This is a genomic window from Microbispora sp. CA-135349, from assembly GCF_050947365.1.
Lineage (GTDB): Bacteria > Actinomycetota > Actinomycetes > Streptosporangiales > Streptosporangiaceae > Microbispora.
Genome location: NZ_CP192001.1, coordinates 7,472,378 through 7,486,041, shown reverse-complemented (window position 1 = coordinate 7,486,041; position 13,664 = coordinate 7,472,378). Strand labels below are relative to the sequence as shown.

The 13,664-nt window shown below is 72.0% G+C and carries 13 protein-coding genes; 7 read left to right on the top strand and 6 right to left on the bottom strand.

The features are described 5' to 3' along the window. Positions 1-3: 3 nt before the first annotated feature. Complete coding sequence (locus ACQPZZ_RS34480) at positions 4-1,617, bottom strand: IucA/IucC family protein (protein ID WP_432926002.1); 1,614 nt, start codon at positions 1,615-1,617, stop codon at positions 4-6. Then, positions 1,602-2,765 (bottom strand): siderophore biosynthesis protein, encoded by a 1,164-nt coding sequence (locus ACQPZZ_RS34475; RefSeq protein WP_432926000.1) that lies wholly within the window; start codon positions 2,763-2,765, stop codon positions 1,602-1,604. The genes ACQPZZ_RS34480 and ACQPZZ_RS34475 overlap by 16 nt, the downstream gene beginning before the upstream one ends. Before the next feature lie 104 nt (positions 2,766-2,869). Here ACQPZZ_RS34475 and nudC point away from each other — a divergent pair, with 104 nt between their 5' ends. After that, the gene (gene nudC / locus ACQPZZ_RS34470) at positions 2,870-3,790 is read left to right on the top strand and encodes an NAD(+) diphosphatase (protein WP_432925998.1); all 921 of its coding nucleotides are present in this window, start codon (positions 2,870-2,872) and stop codon (positions 3,788-3,790) included. Between the two features lie 22 nt (positions 3,791-3,812). Here the strand turns inward: nudC and ACQPZZ_RS34465 are convergent, their stop codons facing one another. Further along, positions 3,813-4,052, bottom strand: coding sequence for a mycoredoxin (locus ACQPZZ_RS34465; protein ID WP_363646907.1), 240 nt, complete (start codon positions 4,050-4,052; stop codon positions 3,813-3,815). Positions 4,053-4,127: 75 nt separating this feature from the next. Next, on the bottom strand, positions 4,128-5,159 hold the full coding sequence (locus ACQPZZ_RS34460; protein WP_432925995.1) for an alpha/beta hydrolase: 1,032 nt from the start codon (positions 5,157-5,159) through the stop codon (positions 4,128-4,130). An 85-nt stretch (positions 5,160-5,244) separates the two neighbouring features. Between ACQPZZ_RS34460 and ACQPZZ_RS34455 the strand changes: the two genes are divergently transcribed. The 5 genes from ACQPZZ_RS34455 to ACQPZZ_RS34435 all read left to right on the top strand — a co-directional run bounded on the left by ACQPZZ_RS34455 (position 5,245) and on the right by ACQPZZ_RS34435 (position 10,019). Then, entirely contained in the window at positions 5,245-7,341 is a 2,097-nt protein-coding gene (locus ACQPZZ_RS34455) for an ATP-dependent DNA helicase UvrD2 (protein ID WP_432925993.1), read from the top strand. A 24-nt stretch (positions 7,342-7,365) separates the two neighbouring features. Continuing rightward, positions 7,366-8,262: an acyl-CoA thioesterase gene (locus tag ACQPZZ_RS34450; RefSeq protein ID WP_432925991.1), complete on the top strand. Its 897-nt coding sequence runs from the start codon at positions 7,366-7,368 to the stop codon at positions 8,260-8,262. Between the two features lie 524 nt (positions 8,263-8,786). Then, complete coding sequence (locus ACQPZZ_RS34445) at positions 8,787-9,050, top strand: WhiB family transcriptional regulator (RefSeq protein WP_079315495.1); 264 nt, start codon at positions 8,787-8,789, stop codon at positions 9,048-9,050. 37 nt (positions 9,051-9,087) lie between these two features. Next, positions 9,088-9,273, top strand: coding sequence for a hypothetical protein (locus ACQPZZ_RS34440; protein WP_363646902.1), 186 nt, complete (start codon positions 9,088-9,090; stop codon positions 9,271-9,273). Between the two features lie 269 nt (positions 9,274-9,542). Further along, entirely contained in the window at positions 9,543-10,019 is a 477-nt protein-coding gene (locus ACQPZZ_RS34435; protein WP_432925988.1) for a hypothetical protein, read from the top strand. A 70-nt stretch (positions 10,020-10,089) separates the two neighbouring features. Here ACQPZZ_RS34435 and ACQPZZ_RS34430 read toward each other — a convergent pair whose 3' ends face one another. Next, positions 10,090-11,433, bottom strand: coding sequence for an ABC1 kinase family protein (locus ACQPZZ_RS34430; protein WP_432925986.1), 1,344 nt, complete (start codon positions 11,431-11,433; stop codon positions 10,090-10,092). 187 nt (positions 11,434-11,620) lie between these two features. Then, positions 11,621-12,658 carry a nitrilase family protein gene (locus tag ACQPZZ_RS34425; protein ID WP_432925984.1) on the bottom strand — a complete coding sequence of 346 codons (1,038 nt, stop codon included), beginning with the start codon at positions 12,656-12,658 and terminating at the stop codon, positions 11,621-11,623. Positions 12,659-12,751: 93 nt separating this feature from the next. Between ACQPZZ_RS34425 and ACQPZZ_RS34420 the strand changes: the two genes are divergently transcribed. Then, a complete protein-coding gene (locus ACQPZZ_RS34420) occupies positions 12,752-13,633 on the top strand; it encodes a LysR family transcriptional regulator (protein ID WP_432925982.1) in 882 nt (293 codons plus the stop codon). Positions 13,634-13,664 lie beyond the last annotated feature (31 nt).

Sequence of the window (13,664 nt, the reverse complement as noted above, 5' to 3'; positions counted from 1 at the left end):
GGCTCAGGCACCCCTCAGATAGTTGGGGCCGGTCGTGCCGTAGAACTTGTTGACGTCCCTGGCTCCGGTGCGCTCCTTGGTCACGAGCGTCCCGGCGACGACCATCGACTTGCCGGTGAGACGGGCGGCCTCCAGCGTGCGGGCCCGCAGCAGCCGGGCCATGGGGTCGTCCCCGTACGGCTCCAGTGCGGCGGCCAGGGCCCGTCCGACCAGCGTGGCGGCGGAGCCGGGCAGCGCGCCGTGGGCCACGGCCATGGCGGCCAGATGCAGGGTGATCGTCACGAAGACGTCGGCGAGCGCGTAGGGGTCGTCGGTCAGCATGCGCTCGTCGCCGAAGTCCGGTGTCGCGATCCCCGCCGCGCGCAGCCGCCGCGGCGAGGCCAGCAGCCCGTCGTTGTCCTTGATCAGCAGCCGCATGGGCCCGTCGCCGAACAGCAGCGCCAGGTTCTGCTGGTGGGCCTCCAGAGCGACGCCGTACCGGACGAACAGCGCGACGTTCCACTCCAGCAGCGCCGCGAGGTAGTCGCGCAGCAACGCCTCCGCGTCGCCGCCGTGGTGGCGCTCGGCCACCTCGTGCAGGACGAGCCGCCCGTCCGCGTCCGGGAGCGGCGCGAGCAGGGCGGCGACCGGCACGATGTCGCCTTCGGGCAGGCCGCGGACGAGCCAGCCCAGGTATTCGTGCTCCGCGTGCCCGTAGGTCTGCTCGTCCGCGAGCGTGACGCGCGGGCCGGGCTCGCGCGCCAGGATCTCGCGCAGCAGCGACTCGGCCAGCGCGCCGTCCCGCAGGGTGCCCGGTTTGATCGACCGCCGGTTGCGCAGGCCCAGCGTGCTGGCCGGGAGCGGCACCTTGAGGTGGACGCGTTCGCCGGCCTCGACCGTGCGGGCCGACAGGGTCGGCCGCACGGTCAGGTACGGCTCGCGCCCCGCGACGAGCCCGGGGAGCCCGCCCACCAGCGGCTCCGCCAGCGGATGGACGGGGAAGAGCACGTGCGTGCGGGCCAGACCGGACGGCAGCCCCACGTCGCCCGGCGACGGCCACCAGCCGGGGAGGTTCGGCCGCGAAAGCGTCACCCGCTCGCGCGGCACCGCCGTCCACCGCATCGCGAACTCCGGAGCGAACTCGGGCGCGTAGGCCGCCAGGTCGGCGGGGGAGATCCCGAGGCGGCAGCGGGCCGTCGGATAGAGCGGGTGGTCCACCGTCGCGGCCAGCGACTCGTAGCGGATGAGGCCGTGACGCCCGCGCAGCCGCCGGGCCACCTCGCCGCGCCGGCGGTGGTGGGCCTCCAGGGCCGCGAGGGCTTCCCCGCACTCCCGCTCGAAGGCGGCGACCCCCTCGGCGTCCGCCGGGTCGGCGACGGCCCGCAACGTCTCCAGCACCTCCGCCAGGCGCAGGCGCTCCCAGGGGGCGGTGGCGAAGTCGTGGAACGGGTCGCCCGCCGCGAGCCCGACCCGCCGTCCCGAGGCGAGAACGATCGCCACTCCGTCCCTGTCGTGGGTGACCCTGGCCGAGATCCCGGCGTAGTCCTCCCGCAGCAGCGCGTTCAGCACCCGCGCGGCCAGGTAGTGCTCCCGGCCCGTGGCCTCCCGGCGGGCCGGCCGGGTCATGCGAGCACCCAAGGGTGCTCCTTCCTGAAGGTGTCGATCGCGGCGTCGACGCTCGCGCCGTCCGGGCCGACGGCCCGCAGCAGGCCGAGGTAGTCGCGGTTGGTGCCCGTCACCTCGACATGATCGCCGATTCCGCGCAGTGCCCGGTGCCACAGGCGTACGCCGCCCGCCGCCTCCTGAGCGGACAGGCCGGGCGGCGCGGCGGTCACCGTGCCGGAGCGCTCGGCCACGAGGCTCACCACGGATCCGTACGCCGCGCGAAGGCCGCCCGGATCGAACGCCGGCAGCGGTTCGCCCGCGTGGACGCGCAGGATCCACTGGTGCAGGGGCACGCCGAGCAGGTCCGCCAGCAGGAAGTCGCAGTTGTCGCCGATCAGCCGATAGTTCATCTCGATGACGCGGGGACCGTCGCGGGTGACGGCGTACTCGGTGTGGCACACGCCGAAGCCGACCCCGGCCGCGTCGAGCGCCGCGGCGAGATGGGGCAGGTGGCCGGTGTCCGGCGGCCGCCAGTCCAGGCGCTCCTCCACGAAGTGCGGCAGCGGGCCGAGCGTGGTGGCGAATCCGCCGACGACTTCCCGGGTGATGCCGTCGCCGAGCGTCTCCAGCGTGCGGACCGGCCCTTCCAGGAACTCCTCCGCGACCAGGACCTCCTCCGGCCGCCGCTCCCTGATGGCCGCGACGGCGGCGGCCAGGGCGTCCGCGCCGTCCACCAGCACGACGTCCTCGCTGGCCACGCCTTGCGCGGGCTTCACCACCACCGGGTACGGCAGGTCACCGGGCGGGTTCGCGCCGGGAGGAATCCGTGCGGACCTGACCGGTTCGACGGCGGCGAGGGCGCGGCGGGTGAGCACCTTGTTCTTGGCCGTGACGCAGGCCCGCCAGTCCTTGCCGGGCAGACCGAAATACTCGGCGGCGAGCGCGGTGGCGGCCTGGAGGTGGTCGGAGTTGGAGAAGATCACATCGGGCCGGTGATGGGCGGCGACCACGTCGATCACCGCCCGGGGATCGCGGACGTCGGCGGCCACGACGTCGTACCCCGGATACCGATCAGGCTGGTCGGTGAGTATCGTCACGTCCCAGCCCAGCGCGGCCGCGGCGGGGAGGAACCCGCCGGTCACCGAATCGGTCGGGTTGAGCGTGGTGAGGTACAGCCGCACCGGGCCTCCATAGGTAAGGCTAACCTAAGTGGTCTGCATCCTATCCGGACTGCGATCTCTTGGCGGGAAGATTGCCGGGGCGGCGGCAGTGGAAGGATGACGGCGTGGAAATCCCCGAAGGACTGCTCGGCCCCCTGCTCCTGGCGCGCAGCGCCATCGACCGATCGGCGGCACTGCGCGGCGACGAGGAGTGGCTGCGGCGAGCGTGGGAGGCGGAGAAGACGAGAGTCCTCCTCGTCCACGGCGGCCGCACGCTGGTCCGCCGCTTCACCGACGGCGCGGCGCTGGTGCTCACCTCGCCGGCCGAGGCGCCGGAGGGCACCCGTTACCTGCTGGGCGTGGACGAGGACGGCGTGCCCTATTTCGCGGTCAACGCGCCGCTGCCCGAGCCCGGCCAGGGCGCCGGCGACACGGCGGGGCTGAGGGAGGCCGCGGTGCTGCTCGACGACCGCGACGCCGGGCTGCTCGTCTACGCGGTGGCCCTGGAGGCGTGGCACGCGAGCCACGAGTACTGCCCGAGGTGCGGCAGCCATACGGACGTCACCGCGTCGGGGCACATGCGGGTGTGCCCGCGCGACGGCAGCCAGCACTTCCCGCGCGTCGACCCCGCGGTGATCATGCTGGTGCACGACGACGAGGGCCGCATCCTGCTCGCGCGCGGCCCGCAGTGGCCGCAAGGCCGGTTGTCGGTGCTCGCCGGGTTCGTCGAGCCGGGGGAGTCGCTGGAGCACGCGGTGGTCCGTGAGGTCCTGGAGGAGGTGGGCGTCGCCGTCACCGCGCCGCGTTATCTGGGCAGCCAGCCCTGGCCGTTCCCGCGCAGCCTGATGCTCGGCTTCTTCGCCCGCGCCGTCACGACCGACCTGCGTCCCGACCTGGAGGAGATCGCCGAGGCCCGCTGGCTGTCCCGGGAGGAGCTGGAGGCCCAGGTACGCTCGGGCGAACTGGTGCTGCCCGGCCAGGTCTCGATCGCCCGGCGGCTGATCGAGACCTGGTACGGAGCGCCGATCCCCGACACCGGCTGGTGATTCGGGGAGTGCCGGACAGGATCTAGCAGGCGCCCGCGAGGTGCCGCTTCACCTCGGCGACCGAGGGGTTGGTCATGGTGTGGCAGTCGGCGACCACGGTGGGGACGACCTGGTTGCCGTTGTTCACACTGGCGACGAAATCGGCGGCGTCGGGGTGGCGTTCGATGTCGACCTCGCTGTAGACGATGCCCTCCCGCGTGAGCTGGCTCTTCAGCCGCTTACAGGGGCCGCACCAGCTCGTGGTGTAAACCGTCAGCGCCATCTGTCGTCCCTTTCGTGCGCATGAGTGCTCGGCGAGCAGTCGTGGCAACATCGCGCGCGTGCCGGGTGTTCCCGCCTATCGCCCCGGCGGGACCGCCGCGGGCGGCACGACGTGTCCCAGCCTGGCGGTGATCCAGGACTGGACGCTCTCGGCGACCCCCGGCTCCCGGTACAAAGGGGAGCTGTGCTGGGTGCCGGCCATCGTCTTGACGGTCATCCGGACCCCGACGCTCTCCAGCGACTCCTTGAGCATCTCGCTCTGGTAGGGCGGGACGAACTCCTCGGACGAGTGGACGGTGAGCATGGGCGGGTCGCCGGCCGAGGCGTGGAACGGCACCTCCATGCTCGACCAGACGCGCGGGCACTTGGCGGGCGCGCATCCACCGGCCAGCTTGATGGCCGCCTTGCGCAGTTTCTGCTGCTCCTTGGTGCCGAACGCGCTGCCGTCCTCGAACGCCGACAGCGGCGAGACGGGCGGAGAGATCCCGACGACGCCGCGCAGGCCCGGCCGGCCGTCGCCGTACGCGCCGACGGCGGTGGCGAGGTGGCCGCCCGCGGAGAACCCGAGCAGCACGTAGCGGCCGGGATCGGCGTTGAACATCGCCGCGTGCCTGCGCACGGCGCTGACGGCGGCGATGACGTCGGTGCGCTGGGCCGGCCAGGCCGCGTCACCCGACAGCCGGTAGTCGAGGTTGACCACGGTGTAGCCGAGCTGGGAGTAGCTGCGGCTGATCGAGGTCATGTACTTCTTGTCGCCCCCCGACCACCAGCCGCCGTGGATGACGAACACGATCGGGCGGCGCGGGCCGTCGGTGTGCCACCACACGTCCATGATCTGGCGCGCGTGCGAGCCGTACGCGTAGGTGCGGATCCGCGGGCCTGACGGCGTCGCCGGTGAGGGGGAGGCCGACGGGGACGGCGAGGGCGACGGGCTCGCGGAGGGCCTCGCGGAGGGCGCGGAAGGCGTCGCGGACGGAGACGGAGAGGCGGAGGGCCGGTGGGCGGGATGGCCCGCGGAAGTGGCAGCCCAGGCGGAGGTCGAGGCGAGCATGAGGGTGGCGAGGGCGGCGGTGCCCATGCCCAAAGCAGTTCGGACCGCGGTGGCCACGGCGTGTTCCTCCCCGATGTAGCGTCGTGCGCCGGCCGCTCCACGGGCGTCCCCGGGACACGCTCGGCCGGCTGCTGGAAGGATGATGCCAGTAACAACGTCCGCAACGCATGTTGGGAGCCGCTCCTTGGACGTCCTGGACGGTCTGGATCCCGAGCAGCGCGAGGTCGCCCAGGCGGTGCGCGGACCGGTGTGCGTGCTCGCGGGAGCGGGGACCGGCAAGACCCGCGCGATCACGCACCGCATCGCTCACGCCGTGCACACCGGGATCGTCGAGCCGCAGGGCGTGCTCGCCGTGACCTTCACCACCCGCGCGGCGGCCGAGCTGAAGCAGCGGTTGCGCGGCCTCGGCGCGCCCGGCGTGCAGGCCCGCACCTTCCACGCGGCGGCCCTGCGGCAGCTCAGCTACTTCTGGCCGAGGGTGATCGGCGGCGACCCGCCGCAGGTGGTCGAGTCGAAGCTGCCGTTACTCGTGGAGGCGGCGCGGCGGCTGCGCAGGAACCCCGACCGCGGCGAGCTGCGCGACGTCGCGAGCGAGATCGAGTGGGCGAAGGTCACCCAGGTCGGTCCCGAGGACTACCCGGCCGCCGCCGTCAAGGCGGGCCGCACTCCGCCGATCGCGCCCGAGGAGGTGGCGCGGCTGTACGAGGGGTACGAGAGCCTGCGCCGCCAGCGCAACCTGATCGACTTCGAGACGATCCTGGAGCTCACGGCGGCCGTCATGACCGAACATCGTGAGGTCGCGGCGCAGATCCGCCAGCAGTACCGCTACTTCGTGGTCGACGAGTTCCAGGACGTCAACCCGCTGCAGAAGCTGCTGCTCGACACCTGGCTCGGCGGGCGTGACGACGTGTGCGTGGTGGGCGACCCCAACCAGACCATCTACTCGTTCACCGGCGCGACGCCCCACTACCTGACCAACTTCGCCGTCGAGCACCCCTCGGCGGCCGTGATCAGGCTGGTGCGCGACTACCGCTCGACCCCGCAGGTGGTCGCGCTGGCCAACCGCGTCATGGCGCGCTCGCCCCACCGGCTGGAGCTGGTCGCCCAGCGGCCCGAAGGGCCCGAGCCGGTCTTCACCGAGTACGACGACGAGCAGGCCGAGGCGCTCGGCGTCGCGCTCACGGTGAAGAAGCTGATGGCCGACGGCGTGCCCACCCGCGAGATCGCCGTGCTGTTCCGCGTCAACGCCCAGTCGGAGGCGTACGAGCAGGCGTTCACCGACGCGGGCGTGCCCTACCTGCTGCGCGGGGCGGAGCGGTTCTTCGAGCGCCCGGAGGTGCGCCAGGCCGTGGTGCTGCTGCGCGGCGCGGCCCGGTCGGCGGGCGACGAGCCGCTCGCCCCCGCCGTGCACGCGATCCTGTCGGGGATCGGGCTGACCGCCGAGCCGCCGGGCGGCGGCAAGGCCAGGGAGAAGTGGGAGTCGCTCAAGGCGCTCGCCGACCTGGCCGAGGACATGGCGGCCGAGGGCGCCGACCTTCCCCGGTTCGTGGGCGAGCTGGAGCGCAGGGCGATGGAGCAGCACGCGCCGCCGGTCGAGGGCGTGACGCTCGCCTCGCTGCACGCCGCGAAGGGCCTGGAGTGGGACGCCGTCTTCCTCGTCGGCCTCACCGACGGCATGGTCCCGATCGTGTACGCGGAGACGCCGGACCAGGTAGAGGAGGAACGACGGCTGCTGTACGTCGGGATCACCAGGGCCCGCGAACATCTGCACCTGTCGTGGGCGCTCGCCCGCTCGCCGGGGGGCCGCCGTGCCCGCAGGCCGTCGCGCTTCCTCGACGGGCTGTCCCCGCGTACGGCGATTCCGGCCCGGGCCGAGCGACCGGGAGGCGCGGGCGGCAGGGCGAAGCGGGCGGCGGTGCCGCTGCACTGCCGGATCTGCGGCAAGACGCTGTCGGCGGCGGCCGAGCAGAAGCTGGGCCGCTGCGCGACCTGCCCGGCCGACTACGACGAGGCCCTGCTCGAACGGCTCAAGACGTGGCGCACGGCGGCGGCGAAGGAGGCCAAGGTGCCGGCCTACGTCGTCTTCACGGACGTCACCCTCCAGGCCATCGCCGAGCGGGTGCCCACTTCCGAGGAGGACCTGCTCGCGATCGCCGGAATCGGACGCGTCAAACTTGAGCGGTACGGCGACGCGGTTCTCGAGCTCTGCCGCGGCGCCGATAGTGTTACCGACGAGTAATACCCGCGTGCGCTGGAGGCCCCTGTGAACTCGGCCCTGAAGGAGCTGCTGGACCTGCTCGATCTCGAACCGATCGAGCTCGACATCTTCCGGGGGCGCAGCCCGGAGGAGCGGATCCAGCGGGTCTTCGGCGGCCAGGTGGCCGCGCAGGCGCTCGTGGCGGCCGGCCGTACGGTGCCGTCCGACCGGATGGTCCACTCGCTGCACGCCTACTTCATCCGGCCGGGAGACCCGGCCGTCCCGATCGTCTACAACGTGGAGCGGGTGCGGGACGGCCGCTCGTTCACCACCCGGCGCATCACGGCCATCCAGCACGGCAAGGCGATCTTCTCGATGTCGGTGTCGTTCCACATCGAGGAGCCGGGCGTGAGCCACCAGGCCGCGCGCATGCCGGAGGTGCCGCACCCCGAGACCCTGCCGACGTTCCAGCAGCGGATGCTGGACGTCGTGGGGGACGAGCCGGGGTGGCGCGAGCTGCTGGCCAAGCCGCGGCCTGTCGACGCGCGGTATGTGAACGCGCTGACCTGGGAGGCCGCCCAGGACCCCGCCCTGGTCACGCCCGAGAACAACGTCTGGTTCCGCTACGACGCCGACCTGCCCGACGACCCGCTGCTGCACGTCGTGCTCGCGGCCTACGCCAGCGACTTCACCCTGGTGGACACCGTTCTGCTGGCCCACGGGCTGGCCTGGGGCTCCTCGGCGGTGTCCGGCGCGTCGCTGGATCACGCGATGTGGTTCCACCGGCCCTTCCGCGCCGACGAGTGGCTGCTCTACGCCCAGGAGTCGCCCTGGTCCGGGGCGGCGCGCGGCCTGGCCCGCGGGCAGATGTTCACCGCCGCCGGAGACCTGGCCGTCTCCGTGGTCCAGGAATGCTTGATCCGTGTGTCGCCCGCGCTGCATCCGGATGTCACGACATCGTGAAAATCGCAGGTAGAAAATAGGTTGCCCGCCCTGCCGCGGCAGTTTAGGGTCTTGGACAAGTCAGCCGGACGCTTCGGTCCGGCGAGATCGCACTGAAATGGAGGTGAGTCCCGTGAGGAACACGACGATGTCCCGCGCGCTGTGGCTCGCCTCCGCATGCCCGGCCGCCATTGTCATGCCGACGAAACTGCGGCGTGGCGAGGCCGCCCCTGCCCAGGCTCTGGCCACCGGAGTCGCGGGACTGGCCGCCTTCGGCGTGTCCGCCCGTCCGGCCGCCCATGGCACCCCCGCTCTCCGACCGGTGTATGTCAACCGGCCGATGAGCGATGAGCAGATCCGCACCGCCGCTCGCGGCGGTGCACAGGGTCCGCACTACGCCTGGAGAGGACCAGTCATACCCTGACCGGTCTCCACCTCCGGGCCGCGGATCCGCACCAGGATCCGCGGCCTTCTTGTTTGTCGGCCACGAATCCACACCCCAGAACGAGGACACCCAGACCAAATCATTCGAAGAGGTGACGCAGATGGCGGCCCCGGTCATGGACCTGATCGAAGCCGAAATCCCCTGTCGTACCGACCCCGACCTGTGGTTCGCCGAGTCTCCCGAGGACGTGGAGTTCGCCAAGGCGCTCTGCGGCGGCTGCCCGATCCAGAAGGCCTGCCTGGCCCGCGCGCTGGAGCGCGAGGAGCCGTGGGGCGTCTGGGGCGGGGAGCTCATCCTCCGGGGGGTCGTCGTGCCCCGCAAGCGCCCCCGTGGGCGCCCGCGCAAGTCTCCCGTCGCCGCCTGACCAGCAACCACAGCACTTCCGGAAGGAACCGATCCAGATGACCATCTCCCCGATCTCCGCCTTGTATCTGAACCAAGAACTGGCGCATGAGCGAATACGGACCCTGCAGAGCGAGGCCGCGCAGGAGCGGCTGGCCGGCCGGATCAGGAGCGTGCAGAAGGCACGCCGGCAGGCCGAGCGCGCGTCCCGGCGGCTGACTTCCGCGCTGGCGCGCATCGTCTGACGCGGGGTCGTCGGAAGTTCGTTGAGATGGGCGGTCCCGGCAGGGACCGCCCATCGTCGTTCCCGTCCTGCCGTGGGTGGTGCCGGTCGTCCTCCGGCGTCCCTGACCACGGCCGCCGCGCGTCCGCGCCAAGGCCGGGGCCCGTAAACAAGCGATCATCGGACGAACAGGAGATCGCCTGCCGTGGGATCCGGGCAGGACCACGGGGTATGAGCAGAGCGCCCCGGCGCCGCATGGTCACGGGCGGCAGGCGAAACAATGCGTGAGCGGTGGGTGGGACTCGGATGGGCGACCGGACGTCAGGCGCGCTTGATCTCGCGACGGGCGCGCGGCGGCTCGCCGTCGCCGCGCTCGTCGCCGGACTGTGGGGGGTCGTCGGAGTGTGGGGGCCGGCCATGCCGGAGGCCGATGCCGCGCCGATGCCCGCGGTGTCCCGGGTGGCCCGTCACGGCGACGGTCACGGTCACGGCGGGGGGGACGGCGGCGGAGCGACCCAGGTCAGCGGGGGGACCAATACCTCGAACTCACCCGCCATCAAGAGCCCGGTCAGGCAGATCTCGGCGGGCCGGGGCAACGTGAACGCCCCCGCGGCCAACAGCGCCGTCACGTTCGCGGGCATCCAGCAGGTGTCGAGCGTCAGCGTCTTCACCAACACCCTCAACGGCAACTGCAAGAGAGGGATCAAGCGCTGCGTCATCAACCAGAACCTGCGGACGGTCGAGAGCCGCGGCGGCACCGGCAGATGACGCGCGTCGCCGGTGACGACGACGGCGCGGCGATGCGCCGCCTGGAGCCACGCTCGCCGGATACGACTCCCTAGGTCAGGGCGAGAGCGTTGTCCTCGGACTCGCCCGTCTCGTCGCCGAAGCCGGGGACCCAGCGCACGACCTCGTCGCGGAAGCGTGCCGTGGCGCCGAGCTGGCACAGCACGCCGACGCCGGCCGCGTGCACGCGGTGGATCAGCACGTACGACGCGGGCAGGTTGAGCTGACGGACCACGTTGTTGGGCCTCAGGTCGGCCACGGTCGCCGCCTGCTCCCGCAGCCACTCCCTGCTGAAGGCGAACTCCTCGACCCGGGTCGGCTCGACGTACGGCGCGAGGAAGGCCCGCAGGGCGTCGACGTCGACCTCGATGTGCGGGCGGATGAACCCCTCCGCGCGCAGCCCGCGTACGACGGTGTCCATGTCGCCCTGGTTGAAGATGCGGGTGAGCCTGCCGAAGGCGACGGGGTAGCCGTCGGGCATGCGGTTGACCGCGCCGAAGTCCAGCACCCCGAGCCGCCCGTCCTCCGTCAGCCGGAAGTTGCCGGGATGGGGGTCGGCGTGCAGCATGCCGACCCGGGCCGGAGAGCAGAACAGGAAGCGGACGAACAGCAGGCCGGCGTGGTTGCGCTCCTCCTGCGTCCCCTCGCTGATGATCTTGGAGAGCGGGGTGCCCGTCATCCACTCGGTGACGAGGATCTGCTCGTTGGCCGCGAGGACCGCGGGCACGTGGAAGTCCGGGTCGTCGCGGAACTCCTCGGCGAACGCGTGCTGGGCCTCGGCCTCCTTGAGATAGTCGAGCTCCTCGGACACCCGCTCCTTCAGCTCGGCCAGGACCGGTTTGATGTCCAGCCCGGGAAGCAACGCGCCGAAGAGCTTGCCGAGTCGCGCGAGCTGGTTGAAGTCGGAGATCAGGGCCTTGCCCGCCCCCGGATACTGGACCTTCACGGCGACCGGGCGGCCGTCGTGCCACACGGCGCGGTGCACCTGCCCGATGGACGCCGCGGCGCTCGGCCGGTTGTCGAACTCCAGGAAGTTCTCCCGCCAGTCGTCGCCCAGCTGCTCGGTCAGGACCCGGTGGACGGTGGCGGCCGGAAGCGGCGGCGCGGCGTCCTGCAGTCGCGTCAGCGTCGCCCGGTACGGCCCCGCGATCTCGGGTGGCAGCGCGGCCTCGAAGATCGACAGGGCCTGGCCGAGTTTCATGGCCCCGCCCTTGAGCTCGCCGAGCACCTTGAAGATCTGGTCGGCCGTGCGCCGCTGGATCTCCTGCGTGACGATGTCCGCGGAGGCGCCACCGAGCCGCCTGCCCAGTCCGAGCGCGGTGCGGCCGGCGAACCCGAGGGGGAGCGTCGCGAGCTTTGCCGAGCGGGTCACGGCACGGTGGGGAAGGTCACTCACATGACCATTGTCGGCGATGAAGAGTGCTTTCGACCACAATTTCCGATCGCCCGACCGCCCCGGCTTCGGCAGTGGCGAGCCTCTCGGGGAAATAGGCGGTCTATGACATTGGTCACAGCGTCGCTGTCGTGACGGGAGTTTCCGGTGAGCGGTGTGCCGGGCCGCACGGCGGTTCGCGCGAGCCGGGTCAGGCGGAGCCGGCCCGGGCCGTACGACCGGGGGTGCGCGTGACCGGCACGGGCTCCACGGCGAACCGGGCGGTCCGGGGGTCCCGCTCGTCCCCGAAGCGCCGGGTGAGGACGCCGTACAGCTCCGGCCGCCGTCCCTGCAGCCACCGGCGGCCGGTGGACAGCGGCAGCATTCCGAGATCGAGATCGGCGACGACCATGTCGTCGGCGGCGGCCCAGGTCTCCTCCAGGACCCTGCCGTACGGGTCGAGGATCATGGCGTTGCCCGTGCGTACCTCGTCGTCGTCCTGGCCGATCCCATTGCTGAACAGGATGAACAGGCCGTTGTCGTGGGCGCGCGCGGGCAGCCACCGCATCAGCCACTCGCGTCCGTTCGGCCCGCGCAGCTCGGCCTCGATCGCCTCCGGATCGCTGAGCCTGCGCCGCCACAGCTCCGCCGGAATCGGCCGCATGCCGTGGGGGCTGCGGGAGGCGGTGCCACCGGTCTGGTGCGGCGCGAGCAGCACCGAGGCGCCCATCAGCGCGGTCGCCCGGACGTTCTCCACCAGATTGTTGTCCCAGCAGATGAGGACGCCCGCGCGGAAGCCCCAGGGCGTGTCGAAGACGGTGTAGGAGTCACCGCTGTCGATGGCCTCGTGCTCGAACGCGTGCAACTTCCGGTGGCGGTGGACGCGCCCGTCCGGCAGACAGACCGCGTAGCTGTTGAACAGCCGGCCCTTCTCGTCGATCTCCAGGAAGCCCGCTCCCACCGCCATGCCGTGCTCGGCCGCCAGCGCGCGCACGACGCCGACCGACGGTCCTGTCAGGGGCTCGGCCAGCTCACGCAGCCGCTCGGCGGTGTGCCGGCGCAGGTGCCAGTAGCCCAGCACGCACATCTCCGGGAAGGTGATGATCCGCACCCCTTCGGCCGCGGCCGAGCGGACGAAGTGCTCGATCCTGCTCAGGTTGTAGGCCTTGTCGTCGGGCCGGTGCTCGAACTGCACGGTCGCGCACCGCACCGCCTTCGCAGCGGTCCCGTCCTCGGTGACCTGTCCCATCTCGTCCTCCTGATCGTCTCGGGACCACCAGGACATCCCAGACCGCTTCGATTCGTCCAATGAATGTTCTTCGCACTTCCATAGGATCAGGGAATGGATCTGAGCCTGCTCCGCGCGTTCGTCACTCTCGCCGCGCACCGCAACTACGGCCGCGCGGCGCGGGATCTCTCGGTGACCCAGCCCACCTTGACCAAGCAGATCCAGTCGCTGGAGGCGCGGGCCGGCGGCAGGCTGTTCCACCGGGGGCGGCACGGGGCCACGCTGACCGATCTCGGTGTCCTCCTGCTGCCGGACGCGCACGATCTGCTGCGCCGGGCCGACGCCCTGTCCGCGCGGATGGCCGGCATGGCGAACGGTGCGCTCGGGAGGCTGGCGGTCGGCTTCGGCCTGTCGAGCATCGACCTGGCCCCTCGCGCCGTGGCGCTCTTCCGGCGCCGTCACCCGCAGGTGAGCGTGACCTTGGACGACATGTCCTCGCAGGCCCAGATCGAGGGGCTCGAAACGGGCGAGCTCGACGTCGGCTTCGTCCGGCTCCCGGTCGGCGACGAGTGGGAGCACCTGACGATCGGCACCGACCGGCTCGCACTCGCGGTGAGCGAGCGGCACGGTCCTCCGCCTTCCACCGCTGCGGACCTTCCGGGGTGGGCCGCGACGCACGGCGTCATACGGCTGGCCGCGGCCCGGGGGCCGGGGCTAGACCGGCAGATCGACCGGCTCCACGCCGCCGTGGGCGTCCGCCCGGACGTCGTGCAGGAGGCGCATGACCTGCAGACCGTGCTGGCATTGGTCGCGGCGGGAATCGGCGTCGCGTTCGTGCCGGCCGGCGCCGCCCGTATCGCGCCGCCGACGGTGACGATCACTCCGATCGACCATCCGGCCGCGGTCTGGCGGATCGGCGTCGCCTGGAACGGAGCGCGTCGCACCGCCGTTATCCGCAACTTCCTTGAAGTGGTCCGGGAGGTCTGCGCCGTCTGAGTAGCCCGTCCTGGGACGTGGAGCGGCGGTG